Raw genomic sequence first — 19,528 nt, 5'->3', positions numbered from 1 at the left:
AGGCTCGCCGATATCCCGTGTTGATTGACCGAAGCGGCCTTCGCCTCGGCTATCGGCCGGCTACGGCTTTCCCCTAAGATCCTCTGCGAACCATTGCCCCGAGGTAGTCATGACCTTTTCCGCGTTGCTGCAGGCCGTTCGTGGCCATCCCGAATCGCTGCAGATCCCGGCCGCCTGGGCCCAGGGGCGGGCCAGCTTCGGCGGCCTGGTGGCGGCGCTGGTGTACGAAGCCATGCGGGCCCAGGTGCCGGAGGGACGTCCCGTCCGCTCCCTGGCCGTGACCTTCGTCGGACCGGTCGCACCGGACATGCCCGTGAGCTTTCAGGTCGAGGTGCTGCGCGAGGGCAAGGCGGTCAGCCAGGTGCTGGGGCGTGCGGTACAGGACGGTCGGGTGGTCACCCTGGTGCAGGGCAGCTTCGGCGCCGCGAGAAGTTCGGCGATCGCCGTCGCCGCCGAGGCGGCGCCGCATATAAAACCGGTGGAAGAGTGCCAGGAGCTGCCCTACATCGCCAACGTGACCCCGGCATTCACCCGTTTCCTGGCGATGCGCTGGGGCATCGGCGGCATGCCGTTCAGCAACAACCCGGCGCGCCAGATGGGCGGCTGGGTGCGCCTGCGCCCGGAAGCCGAGGGCGAGGTGCAGGCGCTGAGCGAAGCGCACCTGCTGGCGCTGGTCGATGCCTGGCCGCCGGCCGTATTTTCGCACCTGCGTGCGCCGGCGCCGGGCAGCTCCCTGACCTGGACCATCGAGTTCGTCCAGCCGGTGGCCGAGTTGAACACTCTGGACTGGTGCCGCTACCTGGCCCATATCGAGCATGCGCGCGATGGCTACGGCCATATCGCCGCGGCCCTGTGGAGCCCGAGCGGCGAGCTGCTGGCCATCAGCCGGCAGACCGTGACGGTATTCGGCTGATACCAGCTGCTCAGTCGGTCTGCCGCTCCTCGGCGAGGTGCGGCAGACCGAAGAACTGACGGGCGCAGGCGGTGCTGTGCGCTGCCAGGCTTGCCGGGGACTCGCCCCGATGCAACGCCACCTCGCGCAGGACTTCGCCGAGCAGCGCCGGCTCGTTGCGTCCGCTCTTGGGCTTGGGCCGCAGGCTGCGCGGCAGCAGGAAGGGCGAGTCGCTTTCCAGCATCAGGCGGCCGGTCGGAATCTCCCGTACCAGCGGGTGCAGATGGCTGCCGCGGCGCTCATCGCAGATCCAGCCGGTGATGCCGATATGCAGGTCCAGGTCGAGGTAGTTGAACAGCGCGCGTTTCTCGCCGGTGAAGCAATGCACCACCGCCGCCGGCAGGCGGTCGCGGTAATCGCGCAGCATCTCCAGCAGGCGCTGGTCGGCGTCGCGCTCGTGCAGGAACACCGGCATCTGCAAGGCGACGGCCAGGGCCAGCTGTTCCTCCAGGGCCTTCTCCTGTTGCGGGCGCGGGGAGAAGTCGCGGTTGAAGTCGAGTCCGCATTCGCCGACCGCCCGCACCCTGGGGGCGGCCAGCAGGGCCTCGAGCCGCGCGGCGCTGTCGCTGGTCCAGCTCTTGGCGTCGTGGGGATGGACCCCGGCCGTGCTGAACAGGTGCTGGCCGCCTTCATCCAGGTGCTGGCACAGCTCGACGGCCTGCTCGCTCTCGTCCAGGCTGGTGCCGGTGACCAGCATCTGGCGGACACCGGCGGCGTAGGCCCGCTCGAGCAGCGCCTGGTGCTGGCCGGCGAAACTGGGGTGGGTCAGGTTGACGCCAATGTCGATGAGTTGCATGGTGCTACCTGCTGGCTGGAGAGGGGCAGCATAGCAAAGCTTCGACTTCACCAAGAAGTCCATTACTTTCAACAGCCTGCGTTCTTGTTTTGAGGCCGGGTGACAAGCTGCTCTGGCATCCAGGGGCAGGCTGTGCGACCCTCCGCGCGCCGCGAGACCGGGGAACTTGCGTGCCGCCGCCGTACTCTCAGTCGACCTGTTACCGAAGCGTGTGACCCTGTCTTGGAGCCGCGATGTCGCGACCTTTGCTACTGCTGTGCCTGCTGCTACTGCTGCCCTGTGCGGCCGTGGCGCGCCTGGCTGGCCCGCCGGAGGTGGTGCGACCGGTGCCGGCGCGGGATCTGGCGAGCATCCGCAGCAGCGGCGAGTTGCGCGTACTGGTCAACCAGAGTCGTAACAGCTCCGGCGAGGTCAAAGGCCAGAGCATCGGCGTGGAGTACCATCGCCTGCGCGCGTTCGAACAGTATCTCAATCGCAGCGCGAAGGGCGGCACGGGCCTGCGACTGAAGATGGTGCCCAAGGCCAAGGATCAGTTGCTCGCGGCCTTGCGCCGTGGCGAGGGGGATCTGGTGGCGCCGGGCGAGCTGCTCGACCTGGGGGGCGGCGGCAATGTCCGTGGCAGTGCGGCGATTCGCAGCAACGTACCGCTGATCATCGTGGCTCGCCAGGGCGATCGCCGCTACCAGAGCCTGGAGCAGATGTCCGGCCGCAGCCTGGCACTGCCGGCCGGCAGTGCCGCGGGCGAGGCGGTGCAGCGGCTCAACAGGCAACTGATCGAGCGCAAGAGGCCGCCGGTCATCGTCGAGTGGGTCGACCCGAGCCTGGCCGTCGAGGATGTGCTGGAGATGGTCCAGGCCGGCATCTTCAGCGTCACCGCGGTGGAGCAGCCGATTGCCGAGCGCTGGGCCAAGGTCATGCCCAAGCTGCGGCTGGAGCCCCACCTGGTCCTGGCCCGCGACGGCGACCTGCGTTGGTTCGTCCGGCGCGATGCCCCGGCGCTGGCGGCGAGCATCGACCGATTCCTCAAGACCTATCGCAGTCCGGCCGATCAGGACGCAGCCTTCCAGCGTATCTACCGCCGCCTGTACCGGGTCCATTACCCCCTGGGGCGCACCGAACGCCAGCGCCTGGAGAAGCTGCGCCCGGTGCTGCAGCGCCATGCCGCCGAGCAGCAGTTCGACTGGCTGGCCCTGGCGGCGCTGGCCTTCAAGGAGTCCACGCTCAACCCGGGGGCGCGGGGCGCCGGTGGCGCGACCGGGTTGATGCAGATCACCCCGGCCGCCGCGCGCAGTGTCGGGGTCGGTAATATCGCTGCGCTGGAGAATAACGTGCAAGCCAGCGCCCGTTACCTGGCAATGATTCGGCGCAACTATTTCAACAGCGCTCAGCTCAACGAACGCGAGCGCATGGCCTTCGTGCTGGCGGGCTACAACCTGGGGCCGCACCGGGTGCAAGGCATGCGTGCCGAGGCCCGGCGCCGGGGGCTCAACCCCAATCAATGGTTCTTCCAGGTCGAACGGATCGCCATGGAGCAGGTCGGCATGGGCGTGGTCAGCTATGTCAACAGCGTGAACAAGTACTACCTGGCCTACGACCGGGAGCGCTACCTGCTGGAGCCCCATTGAGGGTCCTTGTTTTATCTATTTGTTAGATAATGATTAGCGGTTATTTGCGGTTTTATTATCGTATTTTTCGGATAGTCTGTGGGCATCTCTCCTCAACACAGGAATCCTGCCCATGAATGCCCTGATCAAATCCCTGTTCTTCACTCAAGCCGGCTACGGCCTGACCGTCCTGCGCGTCATCGCCGGCGTGACCTTCGCCGCCCACGGTGCCCAGAAACTGTTCGGCTGGTTCGGCGGTTACGGCCTGGAGGGGGTTGGTCAGTGGATGGAAAGCATCGGCCTGGCGCCGGGTTATCTGCTGGCTCTGCTGGCTGGAAGTGCGGAGTTCTTCGGCGGCCTGGCCCTGATCGTCGGCGTGCTGGCCCGTCCCGCCGCAGCAGTACTGGCGCTGACCATGCTGGTGGCGATCTTCAGCGTGCACCTGGCCAATGGTTTCTTCATGAGTAACGATGGCTATGAATTCGCCCTGGCCCTGCTGGCGATCAGCCTGACGGTGCTGGTCGAGGGCGCCGGGCGCCTGTCGCTGGACAAGCGCTTCGCCGGATAGGCCAAGGTTCCCATTCAAGGCCCGCCCTGTGCGGGCCTTGTGCATTTCAGGGCATTTGTTGCCGGCGGGTCTCGGCCAGCTGCTCGGCGGCGTCCAGGCGCAGGCGTTCGCGCTCGTCGAATCGCTCTGCGGTCAGGCGGGCGATGGCAGCAGCCTTGTCGCCCTCGCTGAGGCCGCGGCTGGCCTCGACCCTGGCCTTGGCCGCCTGGTAATCGGCGAGCCGTCGTGCCCAGGCCTGACGTTGGCGATCCAGCGCCTCGAGGCGTTGAGTGGCTGCTGCGCCGACCATCTGTAAACGCAGCTGACGAATCTGTTCGGGGCCTGCGCCCCCGGCCTGCAGCTTGGCGGCCTGTTGGCGCAGATCGTTCTGCAATTGTGGCAGCAGGCTGGCCTGCAAGTCCGCTGGCAGGCTGTCGCGCAGCTGGTCGACCGCAATGGCCTTGCCCTCGTCGTCCAGGCCGGTGTCCTGCTGGATCGCCAGGCGCTGCAGGCTGAACCGGTTGTAGGCTTCCTCCCGGGCAAAGAACGCCTGATGCGCCTCAGGGCTGAACAGCCGGGCGCGCAGGGCTTGCGCCGCATCCTCGCGCCGGCGAAGGGCGTCCAGGCCTGCCTGTTGAGGCCAGTCACGCTCCAGCATCACCAGTTCGCGGCGGTAGTCGAGGTATTGATCCAGCAGGGCCAGCGCCTGCTCCCGTGCCGGTGCCTGCAGTTGGCTGGCGATATAGAGCCGCAGGCGCTCGACACTGCGGCGGAGGGGCTCCTCGCCGATGGCGGCGAGAAAGTAGTCGAATATTCGCCGGATGTCTTCGCTGATGATCAGTTGGCCGGATGCATCGACGCGCAACACCCCGTCTACCTGGGTGCCCGCGAAGGAGGGAGGCAGGGTTTGGAGCGCAGTGCCCTCGCTAGTTGCGGGTGTCTGCACTGCGGGGCGTGGCGCTCCAGAGGCTATGCCCTCGATAGGCATTGGCGAGGTGAGGTCGCGGGGCTTGGCGCCGGGGGGCTGCTCCCCATCCAGATACAGCAGGGTGGCGACGCAGCCGGTGAAAACCAGGGGGAACAGCAGCAAGAGTTTGTTCACGGATTCTTTCACTGAGTGGGGCGTCACGAGTTCGCTACGGCCCGAGAGCGGGGCCCTAGGGCCCCGGGTGTACTTATAGGCCGTCGTTCTTCAGGCGATTGGCATGCTGGCGATAGACCGTCACCGGATCGGTTTCGAACCAGCTGGTCAGGCCGAAGGTCTGGTTGACCTCGTCGAGGTGGTTCATCCGGTAGTCGTCGCGAATCACCTTGCCCAGGTGCGAGCTGCAGCGTCCGACCAGACCGTCGTTGGCTTCGCCGTTGAAGGTCAGGGAGCTGGCGCCCAGCAGCAGGTCGCTCGGGTCGAGCAGGTGGGTCAGCGGGCTGGTGCCGCTCCAGGAGTAGTAGCGCACGCCGTTCACGCGGTAGGCGCCTTCGCCGCAGGCGCTGGTCGGAACGCCTTGCGGGTACTTGGCGTTGAAGCGTGCCGCCCCTTCGCTGTTGAGCGATTCGAGGGCGCCGAGGGCGTCTTGTGGGCTGGTGCTGGAGCTGCCGGAGAGGAAGTTGATCAGCCCGCCGAGGCCGTTGACGATGCCGGCCAGCAGGGTTTCGCCAGCCGAGCCGGGCGGAACCTGGCGGATGAAGTCGGCGGCAGCCGAGCCCTTGTGCGGCGAGCCGACGCTGGTGGCCGAGGCGACCAGGTCGGGACGGATGGCGGCGACGTAGCGGATGGTCGGCCCACCGTGGCTGTGGCCGATCAGGTTGACCTTGGCTTTGCCGCTGATCGCGACGATCTCTTCCACCTGTTCCAGCAGCTCCTCGCCGCGGGCTTCCGAGGTGTTCAGCTGGCTCACTTCGGTGACATAGACGCTGGCGCCGTCGCGGCGCAGGGCCGTGGGGATGCCGTACCAGTAGTCGACCCCGAGGATGCTGTCGAAGCCGAGCATGCCGTGGGTGAGCACGATCGGGTACTGGGTCTGGGTGTAGCCGGAGGAGCCGAACCAGAAAGCCTGGGTCTGGCCGGAAGCCATGAGGCCGGCTCCGAGGCAGAGGGCGAGCAGGGTCTTGTTGTTATTCATGGGCGCTCTCGTAAGGGATGGGTTGGGCAATTAATACGATCCTGTCGGCCGCGACAGCCGGTCGAGGACGGATCGGCGCGGCCTGGGGCTTGCGGCAGGAAATGTGCCAGCTTCGCCGCGAAGAGGGCGCAAGCGCTCTGTAGCAGGTACTCTCGTACCATTAACGACGAGGGCCCGAGGCATGCATCACGCCGGGTTTGTTACGGGGCGAAACGTCGGGCTTAGCGGATTCGCAACAGTGGCCACTCCGCGATCTGTTGGTAGACGCTGCCCCGCGGGTTGGTTTCGGAAGCCAGCAGGGCATAATGGCCAACCGACCAATCGAAGGATGGGTTGGCCGCAGGCGGCCTTGTAGTGCAGCGACGCATCAGGGTCAGGTGAGCGAGGAAGGGCCGCTCCTCCAGGCCGAACCCTGCCGCCCGCAAAGCCTGGTGCAGCTGTTCGGCCAGATCCTGGAGGGCGGCGGGAGGCTCGCTGGGTGCCAGGTACAGCAGCCCGTTGCGGCGGCGCACCAGTGTGTCCAGGCGTAGGTCGAAGGGCGCGGCCTTCAGCGTGGCGGCCAGGCTGCCGAGCTCGGCGAGCCGAGCACTCGGTTGCTGGCCGAGAAAGGCCAGGGTCAGGTGCAGGTTGGCCGGCGGCACGGGATGGCCGTGCAGTCCCAGCGCATCGCGCCATAGGGCGATGCGCTCGGCCAGTTCAGTTGGACAGCGCAAGGCGAAGAACAGGCGCAGGCTGGTAGCGTTCATGGTCGTGACTTCGGCTGCCATCTCCCTGTTGACAGTATCGCGCAGGCTTCTCTAGGATGCCGCTCCATGCGCCGATTTAAACAGCTACTTGCGGGGCGCCGAGTCATTGCCGAGGGCAGGGCTCTGAGAGGGTTCTCACGGACGCCTCGAAATTCCGCTAAAGCGCTGGTTCGGTGTCGCCTCTCACCGCTGCCCAGCGGGATTCCTGAGGCGGAGACGCGAGCATGACCTGTCCCCAACCGCTGATTCGATTGGCCCCCATCACCACCGGGTTGAGCCTGCGCAACGCCAAGATACTCCTCGGCGGCAGCCATCAGCCGACCCTGTTGCGCTATCTGGACGGTTGGCCCAAGCGCTGGGGCGCTTCACCCACCTTCCTGATCCAGTTCACCCATGCCGATGAGTCCCTGGCCCGGTTCGCCAGCGACAGTTTCGACCTGGCCGTGGTCCAGGCGCCGAGTGCCGAGCAGCTGCACGACACGGTGCGCGAGTTGACCCGGGTCGCCCGCCAGGGTTTGATCACCCGGCGCTAGCCACCCAGGCTCAGGGGTAGTCGATCGCCACCACGTACCAGGTCTTCTCCCCGGTCGGCGTCTGCACCCGCACCTCGGCGTCCAGGGGTTTGCCGACCAGGGCGCGGGCCAGGGGCGAGTCGATGCTGATCAGGTTCAGCTTCAGATCCAGCTCGTCAGGGCCGACGATGCGGTAGCGCGCCGCCACGCCCTCTTCGTCTTCGAGGGTGACCCAGGCGCCGAAGTAGACCTTGTCCGGATCGCTCGGGCGGGCGCTGACGACCTTGAGATTCTCCAGGCGCTTGCTGAGGAAGCGCACGCGGCTGTCGATTTCGCGCAGCATCTTCTTGCCATAGGTGTATTCGGCATTCTCCGAGCGGTCGCCCTGGGCAGCCGCTTCGCTGACTGCCTGGGTGACCTGGGGGCGGCGCACGTGCCACAACTCATGCAGCTCGGCGCGCAGGCGCGCCTCGCCTTCGGGGGTGATCAGGGGGGTGCCGGCGGAGCGGGGCGGACGATAACGGCTCATGGGGCTGCGAGGACGCGAGTAGTCTGGAAAGCCGCGATCTTATCAGCCCTCGCGCAGCACCGTCAGCGGGCTGACGTTCAGCGCCCGGCGTGTGCCGAGCACCCCGGCGGCGCCGACCAGCAGAGCGCCGAACAGCGGCAGGCTGAGCAGCCAGGGGTGCGGCTGCCAGCTCAGGTCGAAGGCGAAGCGATAGAGCAGAAAGCTGATCAGCTCGCAGCCCAAGGCGGCCAGCAAGCCGCTGGATGCGCCGAGCAGGGCGAATTCCGCGCGACGGGCGTCGATCAGCAGGCGCCGTTCGGCACCCAGGGCGCGTAGCAGCGCACCCTGGCGGATGCGTTCGTCCAGGGTGCTCTGCAGGCCGGCGAACAGCACGGCCAGGCCGGCGGCAAGGACGAACAGCAGGACGTATTCGATGGCCAGGCTGACCTGGGCGACGATGCTGCGCAGCTGAGCGAGCAGGGCGTCGACCTGGAGCAGGGTCACGGCCGGAAAGGTACGCGCCAGTTCGACCAGCTCGCGCTCCTGGCGGGCGGGCAGGTAGAAGCTGGTCAGGTAGGTAAACGGCAGGTCCTGCAGGGTGCCGGGCTCGAAGATCATGTAGAAGTTGGGTTGGAAGTTGTTCCAGTCGACCTCGCGCAGGTTGCTGACGCGGGCCTCGCGGGTCAGGCCGCCGACACTGAAGCTCAGCCGGTCGCCAATCTTGAGGTTGAGGCTCTCGGCCAGCTTGGACTCCACCGACACCCCGGGCAGTTCGCTGGCCTGGGCACGGTTCCACCAATCGCCGCTCAGCAGGCGGTTGTTCTCGGGCAGCTCGGCGGCCCAGGTCAGGCTGAGGTCGCGGCGGATGGCGCGCTCGCCTTGACTGTCCTTGCTGACGAGCTGGCGGACCGGTTCGCCGTTGACCATCACCAGCCGTCCGGGCACCACCGGATACAGGGGGGCGGGGTGCGGCGCGAGCTGGGCGAGGCGAGCGGCGAAGGCTTCCTTCTCGGTTGGCAGCACGTTCAGGGCGAAATGATTGGGTGCCTGTGCCGGCAACTGCTCCTGCCAGGTGTCGAGTAACTCGCCACGCAGTAAGGCGATCAGCGCCATCGCCAGGATGATCAGGCCGAAGGCCAGGACCTGGCCGGTTGCCGCCAGTGGTCGGTGCAGCAGCTGACCCAGGCCTAAGCGCCAGGGCAGGGCGGAGCGGGCCAGGGCGCTGCGCAGGCCGCGCAATCCGGCCAGCAGCCCTGCCCCGAGCAGCAGTGCGGTGAGCAGGCCGCCGCCGAGCAGGGCCAGGGTCAATTGCACGTCAAGGCTCAGGCGCCACATGATCAGGCCCAGGGTCAGCAGCGCGGCGCCATAGACCAGCCAGGAGCTGACTGGCACCGGCAGCAGGTCGCGGCGCAACACCCGTAACGGCGGTACCCGACCTAGGGCGGACAGCGGCGGTAAGGCGAACCCGGCCAGGGCCACCAGGCCGGTGGCTATGCCGGCCAGGGCCGGGCCTGGTCCGCCGGCTGGCAGGTCGGCGGGTAGCAGGCCCTCCAGTAGATAGAACAGGCCATGCTGGCCGAGCCAGCCGAGCAGGGCGCCGATCAGGCTGGCGACCAGCCCCAGCATGGCCAGTTGCAGGCCGAACAGGCCGAGCGCTTGTCGGCGCGACAGGCCGAGGCAGCGCAACAGGGCGCTGCTGTCGAAGCGGCGAAAGGCGAAGCGGGCGGCAGACAATGCCACCGCGACACCGGCCAGCAGCACGGCGGCCAGGCTGGCCAGATTCAGGTAGCGCTCGGCGCGGCCCAAGGCTCCCCCGACCTGGCGGCTACTGTCGCGGGCGTCCTCCAGGCGCTGGTTGGCCGCCAGCGTCGGTTCGATGGTCTGGCGGTAGGCAGTCAGTGCCTCGGGCGCACCGCGCCATTGTTCGCGATAGCGGACCCGGCTGCCGGGTTGCACCACGCCGGCAGCCGGCAGGTCGTCCAGGTGCATCAACACATGCGGGTTCAGGCTGTAGAAGTCCCCAGCTTCGTCCGGGAGGTAGGTCAGTACCCGGCTCAGGCGCAGGGTGGTGGAGCCCAGCTCGATACTGTCGCCGACCCGCAGGCCCAGCGCGGCGAACAGCCGGGCCTCGGCCCACACCTCACCCGGACGGGGGCCTGGGCCGGACTGCTCGGTGCCATAGGGGGCCGCCGCGCTCTTCAACTGTCCGCGCAGCGGGTAGTGATCGTCTGCGGCCTTGACGCTGACCAGCTGGATGGCCGCATCGCTGGTGATCACGCTGGAGAACTCGACCAGTTGCGCATGTTCCAGCCCCAGTTGCCGGCCCCGGGCAATTTGCTCGGGTGCGGCAGGCGAGGTGCCCGTCAGCAGCAGGTCGGCGCCGAGAAACTCGCTGGCGTGCCTGAGCATGCCGTCGTGCAGGCGTGCACTGAAATAGCCGATGGCCGTGCTGGCCGAGACTGCCACCAGCAGCGCGAAGAACAGCACGCGCAGCTCGCCGGCACGGGCGTCGCGCAGCAATTGGCGAACGGCCAGCATCAGCAGGCGGAGAAAGGGTAGGCGGGCCATCAGGCTGGCACGTGGTCGATTCGCCGGCCGCCTTCCAGGCGAATCAGCTTCTGGCAGCGATGCGCCAGGCGTTCGTCATGGGTGACCAGCACCAGGGTCGCCCCCCGCTCCTGGTTCAGCTCGAACAGCAGGTCGCTGATGCGTTCGCCGGTGTGACTGTCGAGATTGCCGGTCGGCTCGTCGGCGAACAACACCGTGGGGGCGGCGACGAAGGCCCGGGCGATGGCCACGCGTTGCTGCTCGCCACCGGAGAGCTGGCGCGGATAGTGGCCCAGGCGTTGGCCCAGGCCGACCCGGTCGAGCAGGGCATGGGCCCGTTCGCGGGCATCGCGGCGCCCCTCGAGCTCCAGTGGCAGCATCACGTTTTCCAGGGCGTTGAGGCTGTCGAGCAGTTGGAAGGACTGGAAGACGAACCCGACGTGCTCGGCACGCACCCGGGCGCGCTGGTCTTCATCCAGCCGGCCGAGGTCCTGACCGGCCAGGGCGACCTCGCCGACGCTCGGCAGGTCGAGACCGGCGAGCAGGCCGAGCAGGGTGGACTTGCCCGATCCCGAGCTGCCCACTATGGCCAGGCTGTCGCCGGCGGCCAGCTCGAGGGAGAGGTCGTGGAGTATGGTCAACTCGCCTTCCGCGCTGGGAACCACTTTGCTAAGGTTCCGCGCAGTGAGAATGCTTGAGCCCATGGAGAGTCCGATGCGTACAGGGTTGCTGGGTATCGTCTTGGCGCTGTTGCTCACGGCACAGACTGCCATGGCCGAGACCGTGCTGGTTGTCGGCGATAGTATCAGCGCGGCTTTCGGCCTGGATACCCGCCAGGGCTGGGTCGCGCTGCTGGAACAACGCCTGGCACAGCAGGGCTACGCGCATCGGGTGGTGAATGCTTCGCTCAGTGGCGATACCAGTGCAGGCGGCGCCGCACGGCTTCCCGGGCTGCTCGCCGAGCACCGCCCGAGCCTGGTGATAGTCGAGCTGGGTGGCAACGACGGGCTGCGTGGCCAGCCTCCCGGGCAATTGCAACAGAATCTTGCGGCCATGGTGCGGCAGTCGCAGGAGGCGGGGGCCAAGGTGCTGCTTTTGGGCATGCGTTTGCCGCCCAATTATGGGAAGCGCTACACCGATGCATTCGCCGGGGTCTTCACAAGCGTCGCCGAGGAGCTAGAGGTTCCCTTGGTGCCGTTCTTTCTCGAGGGGGTCGGTGGTGTGCCGGAGATGATGCAGGATGACGGCATCCACCCCACAGCAGACGCTCAACCCATTCTCTTGGGCAATGTCTGGCCATTGCTGCAACCGCTGCTCTGACGGGCTTTCCTGCCTTCGGCCTTTCGGCTAATGTGGCGCCCCCGCCCTGGAGCCCCCGATGCCGCGTCCTGCTTGGTCCTTGCATGCCTACCAACTGATCGAGCCGGACGAGCAGCTGGATCTGTTCGCCTGCCGAGAGGTGCGCCTGCACTTGGTCGCGCGCCAGCTCGAGCTGGGCGAATTCGCCGACCGCACATTGTGCGGTGGGCTGTTGCCGGCGCAGCCGCGCTGGCGCGGATTGGACAGACCGATGCTGCGCGATGCGCGCCTGTGCCCGGGATGCCGCAGCGCATTCGAGGGTCAGCGACGCGGGATGCGTCCTCCCTGGCCCGAGTGCTGAGGGCTCCCGTAGCGCCAGGCGGCGGTGTACAATTACGCAGTAATTTCGTCAACCATTCACGCCAAGGATTACCGGATGTTGTCGCGCATCTCTGCCGTAACCCGTTGCCTGCCACTTGCCACGCTGTTTGTCGCGGGCTCTGTCACAGCCCTGGAGTTGCCTCTGCCGCCGGCCGGGGAGGACATCGTCGGCCAGGTGCAGGTGGTCAAGGCCAAATACGAAGATACCTTTGCCGACCTTGGCGTAGCCAACGACCTGGGTTACTTGGAGATGATCGCCGCCAACCCGGGGGTGGACGCCTGGTTGCCCGGCGAGGGCACCGAGATCGTCCTGCCCACGCGCTTCATTCTGCCGCCGGGGCCGCGCGAGGGAATTGTGATCAACCTCGCCGAATACCGCATGTACTACTTCCCTAAGGGGAAAAACGTCGTGCATACCTATCCCCTGGGGATAGGTCGTGAGGGGTGGAGTTCGCCCGTGGCGGATGCCCGTATCACCGGCAAGACCCCGAATCCGGGGTGGACCCCGCCGAAGTCGATTCTTGCAGAGCATGCCGCCGATGGCGATCCGCTGCCGGCCTATGTGCCGCCTGGCCCCAACAACCCGTTGGGCCCGTACAAGATGTCGCTGTCGATACCGGGCTACCTGATCCACGGCACGAACAAGAAGTTCGGTATCGGCATGCGCGTCAGCCATGGCTGTTTCCGCATGCTCAACCATAACGTGTTGCAGCTCGCGGATATGGCGCCGGTCGGTACGCCGGTACGTATCGTCAACGAGCCGTACAAGTTCGGTCGCAGCAACGGCAAGGTCTATCTGGAGGCTCATGCCCCACTCGAAGACAGTGGTGCGGCATCGGTGGTCGACAAGCACTCTGCGGTCATCAATGCCTTGCTCAAGCGTGAAGAGCTGGGCGACCTCCGTCTGGACTGGGAGGTGGTGCGCGAGGTGGTCGCGGCAGAAGATGGCTTGCCGGTGGAGATCGCCGAGCCCGAAGTCGAGCTGGTCAGCAGCGCAGCTGCCGCGTTCTGAAGTTGTGACGCTGAACGAAGCCCGCCCTGTGCAAACAGCGGCGGGTTTTTTATTGCCAGCTGACTCGCCGTCGTTCGCCAGGCAATAAAAAGCCGGCCCAGGGACTGGGCCGGCTCTAATAGCCGTTGCGGACTATTTACTTGCGGCTGGCTTTTTCCAGCATGCGCAGAGCGCGCTCGTTGGCTTCGTCAGCAGTCTGCTGAGCCTTCTGAGCAGCGGCCAGAGCTTCATCAGCCTTGCGATAGGCTTCGTCGGCACGGGCTTGAGCGCGAGCGGCTGCGTCTTCGGTAGCAGTCAGGCGAGCTTCAGTTTCTTTAGACATGCTGCTGCAACCGGTGGCCAGAACTGCGGCCAAAGCCAGAGCAGAGAATTTCAGAACGTTGTTCATCGTGTTCCCCTTGAGGTGGAGTTTTCCATGTAAAGCAATTTCCCAATGGTAGGAAATTAGCCGGCGTACATAGTACCCGTAACCTGAAGTAAGTAAACGGAGGCGAGGCAGGCGCCGCACTTTTTTTTTCATGATGTCGCAGGGAGCCTCTGTAAGTTGCTGTTGCTGTATAAAAAACATACAGGCGTTGTCGTGTTCGCTGCTATTACTTGCGACTGGACCTCATGGCTTTGAGCGGTGGGGCGGTTATTGAGCCTGTTCTCGGCGGTCGAAGTTGTAGTCGCATGGGCATTGGTGAGCGTCTCATAGAAGAAAGCCTCCGGCCCGCGCTCCGCTGTGCCTCTATTGCCCTCATTCACCAGTTCGCGGTAGTGCAGGTCTTCGCCTGCCGTTCCGGCTATACGCTAAGTCATTGATTCAGCGTGGCCGACTCCGGGGCGGCCTGATAAGCTCGGCTTCTGTAACGAGGAGCTACCTGTCTCAGGCCAAGGATGCGTGTATGTCGAAGTTGATTAAATGGGGTGTGTTGGCGGTATTGGCAATTGCCGTGCTGATCAAGCTGTCACTGTGGTTGTCGGTGCGCTCGATCATGGACGATGCGGCGCAGCGGCTGTCGCCAATCATGGATATCCGTTATGGGGGTATCACCTCTTCTTTCGATGGTCGGGTCGGTCTGAGCAAGATTGATATCCGGGTGCCGGCCATGGGCGATAGTCTGAGGGTTGAGCATGCCGAACTTAAGTTCGAGGGGCTTGGCGAGCTGTTGCGTTTCAAGGAACGCCTGGCCGAAGGCAAGTTTCCCGAGCAGATGGCGGTCAACCTGGAGGGGGTGAGCCTGGACGTCCATGGGCCATTCATGCGCCAGCTCTACGCGGTTCCGGCCGAGCGCAGCGTGTTCACGGCAATGAGCGAAGTGGCTTGCGGCAAGGTTCGCGCCATAGGGGCCGATGAGCTGCTGGATATGGGGTATCGCACCTTCGAGGCCGATGGCCAGTTTTCCTACAGGTTCCAGCCGGGGGCGCAGACACTCAGTTTCAACCTGACCTCCGATACCCGGGATATGGGCGAGCTACGCGTCGCCTTGTCCGTCATCAATATGCCGGATAACCCCGGAGATCTGCGGGTCAACCCGCCACGGATCCAGCGCCTGAGTGTCGAGGTCAACGACAACCAGTATCAGCGTAAGGTGCAGGAATACTGTGCAGCCAAGCTGGGGCTGGATGCCGACGCCTATAGAAAGCGTGCTGTGGAACAGTTCGACAAGGTACTGCGTAGTCAGCGTGTAGCCTTGGATCAGCCGATCCTTGATGCCTATGGGGCTTATTTGGATGACCCGCAGGCGCTGCGGGTCGAGTTCGAGCCGAGCGAAGGGATGGTCTGGGATGGCCTGCAGTTCTTCGATGCCAAGGATGTGATGGCGATGCTGCGGCCGGCGGTCTTGGTCAATCATCAGGCGGTTCAGCCCTTGGGCTTTTCCTGGGTCGATCCGACTTCGCGCCCGACGCGTGCGGCTCAGCCTGCCGAGGCGGCGCAGCGGGTCGGTTCGGTGGCAGCCGGTGCGCGCACCGGATTTGTCGCGGTATCCAGCTTGGCCGATCATGTCGGCAAGCGCTTGCGCTTCGTCACGTACGATGGCATGTACTATCAGGGAATCCTGACCCGGGTTGCGAACAACAAGGCCTATCTCAGGTTGCAAGCCGGAAATGGCACGGCGCAGATGTCGCTACGCCTGGAGAAGATCGATAAGGTGCGGGTGCAGTTCTAAGGTTTAGGAGAGGAGTAGCAATGAGCGAGGCGTTGTCCATTCACCATGACCAGAGGGGTCACCAATTCGAGACCACAGTGGATGGTGATCGTGCTTACCTGGCGTATATGGACCTGGGTAAGCAGACCCTGGACATCTACCGGACCTTCGTTCCGAACTCGTTGCGTGGTAGGGGGATCGCTGCGGCATTGACCGAGCATGCCCTGCAGTACGCCGAACGTACCGGCTACACCGTGATTCCGTCCTGCTCTTACGTCGAGCGCTATATCGAGCGGCGTCAGCGCCACCTCGCCAAGGGTTGAGCTTTACCGAAGCGAATAAAAAACGCCGGGCAGTGCCCGGCGTTTCTTGTTCGGGAAAGTCTCAGCCCCGGTGGCGCCTCGGCAAAACGTCCTTGAGCTTGGCATGCATGCCGCGCAGGGTCTTCTCCGTGCTGTCCCAGTCGATGCAGGCATCGGTGATGGATACGCCGTACTTGAGCTGGTCGAGATCCTTGGGAATCGACTGGTTGCCCCAGCCCAGGTGGCTTTCCACCATGAGGCCGACGATCGACTGGTTGCCTTCGAGAATCTGGTTGGCCACGTTGTCCATGACCAGCGGCTGCAGCGCCGGATCCTTGTTGGAGTTGGCGTGGCTGCAATCGACCATGATGTTCGGGCGGATGCCGGCTTTTGTCAGTTCCTGCTCGCAGACGGCAACACTGACCGAGTCGTAGTTCGGCTTGCCATTACCGCCGCGTAGCACCACATGGCCATAGGCATTGCCCTTGGTGGTGACGATGGAGACGCCGCCCTCCTGGTTGATGCCGAGGAAGCGATGCGGGCTGGAAACCGACTGCAGGGCATTGATTGCCACGGTCAGGCCGCCGTCGGTACCGTTCTTGAAGCCCACGGCCGAGGACAGGCCGGAAGCCATCTCGCGATGGGTCTGGGATTCGGTGGTGCGTGCCCCGATGGCCGACCAGCTGATCAGGTCCTGCAGGTACTGCGGGGAAATCGGGTCGAGTGCTTCGGTGGCGGTCGGCAGACCCATTTCCGCCAGGTCGCGCAGCAGCTGGCGGCCGATGTGCAGGCCATCCTGGATCTTGAACGAGTCGTCCAGGTAGGGGTCGTTGATCAGCCCTTTCCAGCCGACCGTGGTGCGCGGCTTCTCGAAATACACGCGCATCACCAGGTACAGGCTGTCGGCTACCTCGGCGGCGAGCACCTTGAGGCGCTCGGCATATTCTTTGGCGGCTTTGATATCGTGGATCGAGCAGGGGCCCACGACCACGAACAGGCGGTGGTCCTTGCCGTCGAGGATATCGCGGATCACCTGACGGCCCGTGGCAACGGTGTGCAGGGCCGACTCGGTCAGGGGGATTTCGCGCTTGAGTTGCGCGGGGGTGATCAGGGTTTCGTTGGAGGCGACGTTGAGATCGTCGATCGGTAAATCAGCCATCGTGCTTTTCATCAGGTCAGGGTCGTCGGGTCACGGGTGCCGGCCGCCAGCGATCCCCGTGTGGCGGAGCACAGCAGAATGAGCACAGCGGGGAAGCTGAACCTTAGCGCGTTAAGGGCGGGCGAGACAATGGGGCGAAGGTCGTTAGTCGGATCGGACGACTACGAGAGGCTGGCGTCGGAGAATTCGGCGGCGTGCTGGGCGATCCACTCGCGGGCGACGTTCTCGATCTGCAGTTGGTGACCCAGTTCCTGCTCGCGTTGCCGGCGATAGTGCTCGATCTGGCAGACCTGCTCGACCATGCGGGCACGGAACAGCGTGTCCTCGTCGGTGAAGGCGATGCCAACCAGATAGTCGTCGTCCATCTTGTGGCACCAGGCGACCACGCCGGGATAACGGGCCTGCTCACCGAGCAGTGGAATGCGCAACTCCACGGCGGTGCCGCGGCGAAAACCTCGGCTGGAGTTGCACGCCACGCCGCCGAGGCTGATATTGTTCAGGCGCTGGGTGGGCACGAAATCCTGTTTACGGAGCACCAGCTCCACCGGCATATCACTGGGATGACGCAAGAAACGACGCATGACTACCGACTCCCAATGCCATCAAATTGACATCGTTAACCACAGTATAGTGAACGAACTGCAACTCACAGATTTGGATGCTGAACGGCGCCTGCTCGATCTGCCTGGCATCTCCCTGCTCATATTCACTAGCATAGCCTGTGCCAGTTGCCGCTGGGTGCGCCGAGAGCTGCCGCTGTTGCCCTTGCCGGTGGCGCGTTTGGCCTGGATAGACGCTGCCGATAATGCGGGGCTGGTGGCACGGTACGAGGTGTTCCATTTGCCGGCGCTGTTCGTCGTGCGCGATGGTCAATTTTTCGGCGCGTTGCACAGTCCTTTGCGTGCCAACGATCTACTTGATGCATTGGGTGCGGCCCTGTCGCGCCCTGCTGAGGAGCTCCCTTGAATACGACAAACCAGAGTCCGCGCATAGGCGTCATCGGGACCGGTGCGATCGGCGGTTTCTATGGCCTGATGTTGGCGCGAGCCGGCTTCGACGTGCACTTCCTGCTGCGCAGCGAGTTCGCTACGGTTGCCGAGCAAGGGCTGCAGCTCAATAGTGCGGTGCATGGCGCCCTGCACCTGCAGCCCGTGCAGGCTTACCGCGCGGCGGCGGATATGCCGCGCTGCGACTGGTTGCTGGTGGGCGCGAAGACGACCAGCAACGCCGAGTTGGCGCCGGTCATTGCCCAGGTCGCCGCCGACGGTGCCAAGGTGCTGTTACTGCAGAACGGCCTGGCGGTGGAAGAGGCGCTGCGTCCGCTGCTGCCCGAGTCTCTGCACCTGCTCGGCGGCCTGTGTTTCATCTGTGCCCACCGCGCCGCGCCCGGGGTGGTCGAGCACCAGGCGCTGGGGGCGGTCAATCTCGGTTATCACTCGGGCCCCGCCAGCGATGGCGCGCAGCGCCAGCAGATCGCCGAGGAAGGCGCAGCCCTGTTCAAGGCGGCGGGACTCGACTCCACGGCCCTGGCGGACCTGGAGCAGGGGCGCTGGCAGAAGCTGGTGTGGAACGTGCCCTATAACGGCCTGTCGGTCCTGCTCGATGCGGGGACTGGTGCCTTGATGGCCGATCCCGACAGCCGTGCGCTGATCCAGGCATTGATGCAGGAGGTAGCCGACGCGGCGCTGGCCTGTGGGCAGCGCTTGCCGGAAGGTTACCCGGGCAAACTGTTGGCGGCGACCGAGCGCATGCCAGACTATTGGCCGAGTATGTATCACGACTTCGCTCAGCACCGGCCGCTGGAGCTGCAGGCGATCTACGCCGCGCCGCTGGCCGCCGCCGAGCAGGCCGGTTGTGACATGCCGCGGGTTCGTGCCTTGTATCAGGCGCTGTGTTTTCTCGATCGGGCTAAGCGTTAGCGCGTGAGGATGGCTATGGGCAAGGGCATGGGCGACAAGTTGGTGCTGGCGATCTCCTCGAGCGCGCTGTTCGACCTGCGCGAGAGCCATCTGGTGTACGAAAGCCAGGGCGTCGAGGCTTACCGTCGCTATCAGATCGAGCATGAGGACGAGATACTCATGCCCGGCGACGCCTTTCCTCTGGTCGAGAAGCTGCTCGGACTGAACCTGACCCTGGGGCAGCCCCGGGTGGAAGTGATCCTGGTCTCGCGCAACAGCGCCGACACCGGCCTGCGCGCGTTCAACTCGATTCAGCATTACGGCTTGGGTATTTCCCGCGCGGCCTTCGTCGGCGGTCGCAGCCCGGACCCCTACCTGGCCGCGTTCGGCTGCCAGCTGTTCCTCTCCACCCATGTGGAGGACGTGCGCAGTGCGCTGCGCTCGGGTTTCGGCGCGGCGACCATCCTCTCCGGCGGAGCGCGGCGGGCGGCGAGCAACGAACTGCGCATCGCCTTCGACGGCGATGCCGTGCTGTTCTCCGACGAGTCCGAACGTGTCTATCAGCAGGGCGGGCTGGAGGCCTTTCAGAGCCACGAGCGCGATGCTGCCCGCGAGCTGCTCGGCGGCGGACCGTTCAAGCCCTTTCTCGCGGCGTTGCATCGGTTGCAGCAAGAGTTTCCCGAGGAAGCCTGCCCGATTCGTACGGCCTTGGTCACCGCGCGTTCGGCACCGGCTCACGAGCGGGTCATTCGCACTCTGCGCGAGTGGAATATCCGTCTGGACGAGTCATTCTTCCTCGGTGGCCTGGAAAAGGCGGCGATTCTCGAGACCTTCGCCGCCGATGTGTTCTTCGACGACCAGGCCGGGCACTGCGAGAAGGCGCGGGAAGTCGTGGCCACCGGACACGTACCCCATGGCGTGAGCAACGAACCGCCGCAGTAGTCGGTGCGCGGCGCATATAGCCATTGGTCCTAAAAGGTCGGTCTTTGGTTGACTTGCAGATGGCGCTGCTA

The 19,528-nt window shown here is 65.2% G+C and carries 22 protein-coding genes; 12 read left to right on the top strand and 10 right to left on the bottom strand.

The annotated features are described in order from the left end of the window. Positions 1 to 109 precede the first annotated feature (109 nt). Positions 110 to 913: an acyl-CoA thioesterase gene (locus ACSX1C_RS06030; protein ID WP_439888671.1), complete on the top strand. Its 804-nt coding sequence runs from the start codon at positions 110 to 112 to the stop codon at positions 911 to 913. 10 nt (positions 914 to 923) lie between these two features. Here ACSX1C_RS06030 and ACSX1C_RS06025 read toward each other — a convergent pair whose 3' ends face one another. After that, on the bottom strand, positions 924 to 1,748 hold the full coding sequence (locus ACSX1C_RS06025) for a TatD family hydrolase (protein ID WP_439888670.1): 825 nt from the start codon (positions 1,746 to 1,748) through the stop codon (positions 924 to 926). Positions 1,749 to 1,981: 233 nt separating this feature from the next. Here ACSX1C_RS06025 and ACSX1C_RS06020 point away from each other — a divergent pair, with 233 nt between their 5' ends. Together ACSX1C_RS06020 and ACSX1C_RS06015 are read left to right on the top strand one after the other, a co-directional pair. Next, positions 1,982 to 3,373 (top strand): transglycosylase SLT domain-containing protein, encoded by a 1,392-nt coding sequence (locus tag ACSX1C_RS06020; protein ID WP_439888669.1) that lies wholly within the window; start codon positions 1,982 to 1,984, stop codon positions 3,371 to 3,373. 112 nt (positions 3,374 to 3,485) lie between these two features. Beyond that, positions 3,486 to 3,920 carry a DoxX family protein gene (locus ACSX1C_RS06015; protein WP_439888668.1) on the top strand — a complete coding sequence of 145 codons (435 nt, stop codon included), beginning with the start codon at positions 3,486 to 3,488 and terminating at the stop codon, positions 3,918 to 3,920. Between the two features lie 46 nt (positions 3,921 to 3,966). Here ACSX1C_RS06015 and ACSX1C_RS06010 read toward each other — a convergent pair whose 3' ends face one another. The 3 genes from ACSX1C_RS06010 to thpR all read right to left on the bottom strand — a co-directional run bounded on the left by ACSX1C_RS06010 (position 3,967) and on the right by thpR (position 6,765). Then, entirely contained in the window at positions 3,967 to 5,001 is a 1,035-nt protein-coding gene (locus ACSX1C_RS06010; protein WP_439888667.1) for a lipase secretion chaperone, read from the bottom strand. A gap of 73 nt (positions 5,002 to 5,074) precedes the next feature. Further along, positions 5,075 to 6,019 (bottom strand): triacylglycerol lipase, encoded by a 945-nt coding sequence (locus ACSX1C_RS06005; protein WP_439888666.1) that lies wholly within the window; start codon positions 6,017 to 6,019, stop codon positions 5,075 to 5,077. A gap of 221 nt (positions 6,020 to 6,240) precedes the next feature. Beyond that, positions 6,241 to 6,765, bottom strand: coding sequence for an RNA 2',3'-cyclic phosphodiesterase (gene thpR, locus ACSX1C_RS06000; protein WP_439888665.1), 525 nt, complete (start codon positions 6,763 to 6,765; stop codon positions 6,241 to 6,243). A gap of 224 nt (positions 6,766 to 6,989) precedes the next feature. Between thpR and ACSX1C_RS05995 the strand changes: the two genes are divergently transcribed. Next, on the top strand, positions 6,990 to 7,298 hold the full coding sequence (locus tag ACSX1C_RS05995; protein ID WP_318646217.1) for a class I SAM-dependent methyltransferase: 309 nt from the start codon (positions 6,990 to 6,992) through the stop codon (positions 7,296 to 7,298). A 10-nt stretch (positions 7,299 to 7,308) separates the two neighbouring features. Here the strand turns inward: ACSX1C_RS05995 and greB are convergent, their stop codons facing one another. From greB to ACSX1C_RS05980, 3 genes are read right to left on the bottom strand one after another with little or no spacing between them, the layout of a single operon-like run. After that, a complete protein-coding gene (gene greB, locus ACSX1C_RS05990) occupies positions 7,309 to 7,806 on the bottom strand; it encodes a transcription elongation factor GreB (protein ID WP_439888664.1) in 498 nt (165 codons plus the stop codon). Positions 7,807 to 7,848: 42 nt separating this feature from the next. Further along, positions 7,849 to 10,353, bottom strand: a complete 2,505-nt coding sequence (locus ACSX1C_RS05985) for an ABC transporter permease (protein ID WP_439888663.1) — start codon at positions 10,351 to 10,353, stop codon at positions 7,849 to 7,851. Further along, on the bottom strand, positions 10,353 to 11,036 hold the full coding sequence (locus ACSX1C_RS05980) for an ABC transporter ATP-binding protein (RefSeq protein WP_439888662.1): 684 nt from the start codon (positions 11,034 to 11,036) through the stop codon (positions 10,353 to 10,355). The genes ACSX1C_RS05985 and ACSX1C_RS05980 overlap by 1 nt, the downstream gene beginning before the upstream one ends. A 10-nt stretch (positions 11,037 to 11,046) precedes the next feature. On the opposite strand from ACSX1C_RS05980, the gene ACSX1C_RS05975 reads away from it, so the two are divergent. From ACSX1C_RS05975 to ACSX1C_RS05965, 3 genes are all read left to right on the top strand, one after another. After that, positions 11,047 to 11,652 carry an arylesterase gene (locus tag ACSX1C_RS05975; protein ID WP_439888661.1) on the top strand — a complete coding sequence of 202 codons (606 nt, stop codon included), beginning with the start codon at positions 11,047 to 11,049 and terminating at the stop codon, positions 11,650 to 11,652. Between the two features lie 58 nt (positions 11,653 to 11,710). Next, a complete protein-coding gene (locus tag ACSX1C_RS05970; RefSeq protein ID WP_439888660.1) occupies positions 11,711 to 11,992 on the top strand; it encodes a hypothetical protein in 282 nt (93 codons plus the stop codon). A gap of 75 nt (positions 11,993 to 12,067) precedes the next feature. Next, positions 12,068 to 13,024, top strand: coding sequence for a L,D-transpeptidase family protein (locus ACSX1C_RS05965; protein WP_439888659.1), 957 nt, complete (start codon positions 12,068 to 12,070; stop codon positions 13,022 to 13,024). Between the two features lie 136 nt (positions 13,025 to 13,160). Here the strand turns inward: ACSX1C_RS05965 and oprI are convergent, their stop codons facing one another. Further along, positions 13,161 to 13,412, bottom strand: coding sequence for an outer membrane lipoprotei OprI (oprI, locus tag ACSX1C_RS05960; protein ID WP_003239826.1), 252 nt, complete (start codon positions 13,410 to 13,412; stop codon positions 13,161 to 13,163). Between the two features lie 499 nt (positions 13,413 to 13,911). On the opposite strand from oprI, the gene ACSX1C_RS05955 reads away from it, so the two are divergent. Further along, positions 13,912 to 15,177 (top strand): hypothetical protein, encoded by a 1,266-nt coding sequence (locus tag ACSX1C_RS05955; RefSeq protein WP_439888658.1) that lies wholly within the window; start codon positions 13,912 to 13,914, stop codon positions 15,175 to 15,177. Positions 15,178 to 15,197: 20 nt separating this feature from the next. Then, positions 15,198 to 15,479 carry a GNAT family N-acetyltransferase gene (locus ACSX1C_RS05950; protein WP_318646226.1) on the top strand — a complete coding sequence of 94 codons (282 nt, stop codon included), beginning with the start codon at positions 15,198 to 15,200 and terminating at the stop codon, positions 15,477 to 15,479. A 61-nt stretch (positions 15,480 to 15,540) separates the two neighbouring features. Here ACSX1C_RS05950 and ACSX1C_RS05945 read toward each other — a convergent pair whose 3' ends face one another. After that, positions 15,541 to 16,617, bottom strand: a complete 1,077-nt coding sequence (locus tag ACSX1C_RS05945) for a 3-deoxy-7-phosphoheptulonate synthase (protein WP_439888657.1) — start codon at positions 16,615 to 16,617, stop codon at positions 15,541 to 15,543. A gap of 161 nt (positions 16,618 to 16,778) precedes the next feature. After that, complete coding sequence (locus ACSX1C_RS05940) at positions 16,779 to 17,198, bottom strand: PilZ domain-containing protein (RefSeq protein ID WP_318646228.1); 420 nt, start codon at positions 17,196 to 17,198, stop codon at positions 16,779 to 16,781. Between ACSX1C_RS05940 and ACSX1C_RS05935 the strand changes: the two genes are divergently transcribed. Genes ACSX1C_RS05935 through ACSX1C_RS05925 form a run of 3 tightly spaced genes read left to right on the top strand, consistent with a single transcriptional unit; the run spans position 17,197 to position 19,457 of the window. Further along, positions 17,197 to 17,583, top strand: coding sequence for a thioredoxin (locus ACSX1C_RS05935; RefSeq protein WP_439888656.1), 387 nt, complete (start codon positions 17,197 to 17,199; stop codon positions 17,581 to 17,583). The genes ACSX1C_RS05940 and ACSX1C_RS05935 overlap by 2 nt on opposite strands. After that, complete coding sequence (locus ACSX1C_RS05930) at positions 17,580 to 18,536, top strand: putative 2-dehydropantoate 2-reductase (protein WP_439888655.1); 957 nt, start codon at positions 17,580 to 17,582, stop codon at positions 18,534 to 18,536. The genes ACSX1C_RS05935 and ACSX1C_RS05930 overlap by 4 nt, the downstream gene beginning before the upstream one ends. Before the next feature lie 15 nt (positions 18,537 to 18,551). Then, a complete protein-coding gene (locus ACSX1C_RS05925; protein ID WP_439889373.1) occupies positions 18,552 to 19,457 on the top strand; it encodes a 5'-nucleotidase in 906 nt (301 codons plus the stop codon). Positions 19,458 to 19,528 lie beyond the last annotated feature (71 nt).

It is taken from the genome of Pseudomonas sp. MBLB4123, assembly GCF_051904775.1.
Taxonomy (GTDB): Bacteria; Pseudomonadota; Gammaproteobacteria; order Pseudomonadales; family Pseudomonadaceae; genus Aquipseudomonas; species Aquipseudomonas benzenivorans_B.
This window is presented reverse-complemented; position numbering and strand designations above follow the sequence as displayed.

What these genes read in the sequence shown, in the direction of transcription:
- thpR (WP_439888665.1), bottom strand. Translation starts at nt 6,765, where the DNA reads ATGAACGCTACCAGCCTGCGCCTGTTCTTCGCCTTGCGCTGTCCAACT.
- ACSX1C_RS05980 (WP_439888662.1), bottom strand. Translation starts at nt 11,036, where the DNA reads ATGGGCTCAAGCATTCTCACTGCGCGGAACCTTAGCAAAGTGGTTCCC.
- ACSX1C_RS05955 (WP_439888658.1), top strand. Translation starts at nt 13,912, where the DNA reads ATGTCGAAGTTGATTAAATGGGGTGTGTTGGCGGTATTGGCAATTGCC.
- ACSX1C_RS05925 (WP_439889373.1), top strand. Translation starts at nt 18,552, where the DNA reads ATGGGCAAGGGCATGGGCGACAAGTTGGTGCTGGCGATCTCCTCGAGC.
- ACSX1C_RS06005 (WP_439888666.1), bottom strand. Translation starts at nt 6,019, where the DNA reads ATGAATAACAACAAGACCCTGCTCGCCCTCTGCCTCGGAGCCGGCCTC.
- ACSX1C_RS06030 (WP_439888671.1), top strand. Translation starts at nt 110, where the DNA reads ATGACCTTTTCCGCGTTGCTGCAGGCCGTTCGTGGCCATCCCGAATCG.
- ACSX1C_RS05985 (WP_439888663.1), bottom strand. Translation starts at nt 10,353, where the DNA reads ATGGCCCGCCTACCCTTTCTCCGCCTGCTGATGCTGGCCGTTCGCCAA.
- ACSX1C_RS05965 (WP_439888659.1), top strand. Translation starts at nt 12,068, where the DNA reads ATGTTGTCGCGCATCTCTGCCGTAACCCGTTGCCTGCCACTTGCCACG.
- greB (WP_439888664.1), bottom strand. Translation starts at nt 7,806, where the DNA reads ATGAGCCGTTATCGTCCGCCCCGCTCCGCCGGCACCCCCCTGATCACC.
- ACSX1C_RS05940 (WP_318646228.1), bottom strand. Translation starts at nt 17,198, where the DNA reads ATGCGTCGTTTCTTGCGTCATCCCAGTGATATGCCGGTGGAGCTGGTG.
- ACSX1C_RS06015 (WP_439888668.1), top strand. Translation starts at nt 3,486, where the DNA reads ATGAATGCCCTGATCAAATCCCTGTTCTTCACTCAAGCCGGCTACGGC.
- ACSX1C_RS05995 (WP_318646217.1), top strand. Translation starts at nt 6,990, where the DNA reads ATGACCTGTCCCCAACCGCTGATTCGATTGGCCCCCATCACCACCGGG.
- ACSX1C_RS05950 (WP_318646226.1), top strand. Translation starts at nt 15,198, where the DNA reads ATGAGCGAGGCGTTGTCCATTCACCATGACCAGAGGGGTCACCAATTC.
- ACSX1C_RS06020 (WP_439888669.1), top strand. Translation starts at nt 1,982, where the DNA reads ATGTCGCGACCTTTGCTACTGCTGTGCCTGCTGCTACTGCTGCCCTGT.
- ACSX1C_RS05970 (WP_439888660.1), top strand. Translation starts at nt 11,711, where the DNA reads ATGCCGCGTCCTGCTTGGTCCTTGCATGCCTACCAACTGATCGAGCCG.
- ACSX1C_RS05975 (WP_439888661.1), top strand. Translation starts at nt 11,047, where the DNA reads ATGCGTACAGGGTTGCTGGGTATCGTCTTGGCGCTGTTGCTCACGGCA.
- ACSX1C_RS06025 (WP_439888670.1), bottom strand. Translation starts at nt 1,748, where the DNA reads ATGCAACTCATCGACATTGGCGTCAACCTGACCCACCCCAGTTTCGCC.
- ACSX1C_RS05945 (WP_439888657.1), bottom strand. Translation starts at nt 16,617, where the DNA reads ATGGCTGATTTACCGATCGACGATCTCAACGTCGCCTCCAACGAAACC.
- ACSX1C_RS05935 (WP_439888656.1), top strand. Translation starts at nt 17,197, where the DNA reads ATGACTACCGACTCCCAATGCCATCAAATTGACATCGTTAACCACAGT.
- oprI (WP_003239826.1), bottom strand. Translation starts at nt 13,412, where the DNA reads ATGAACAACGTTCTGAAATTCTCTGCTCTGGCTTTGGCCGCAGTTCTG.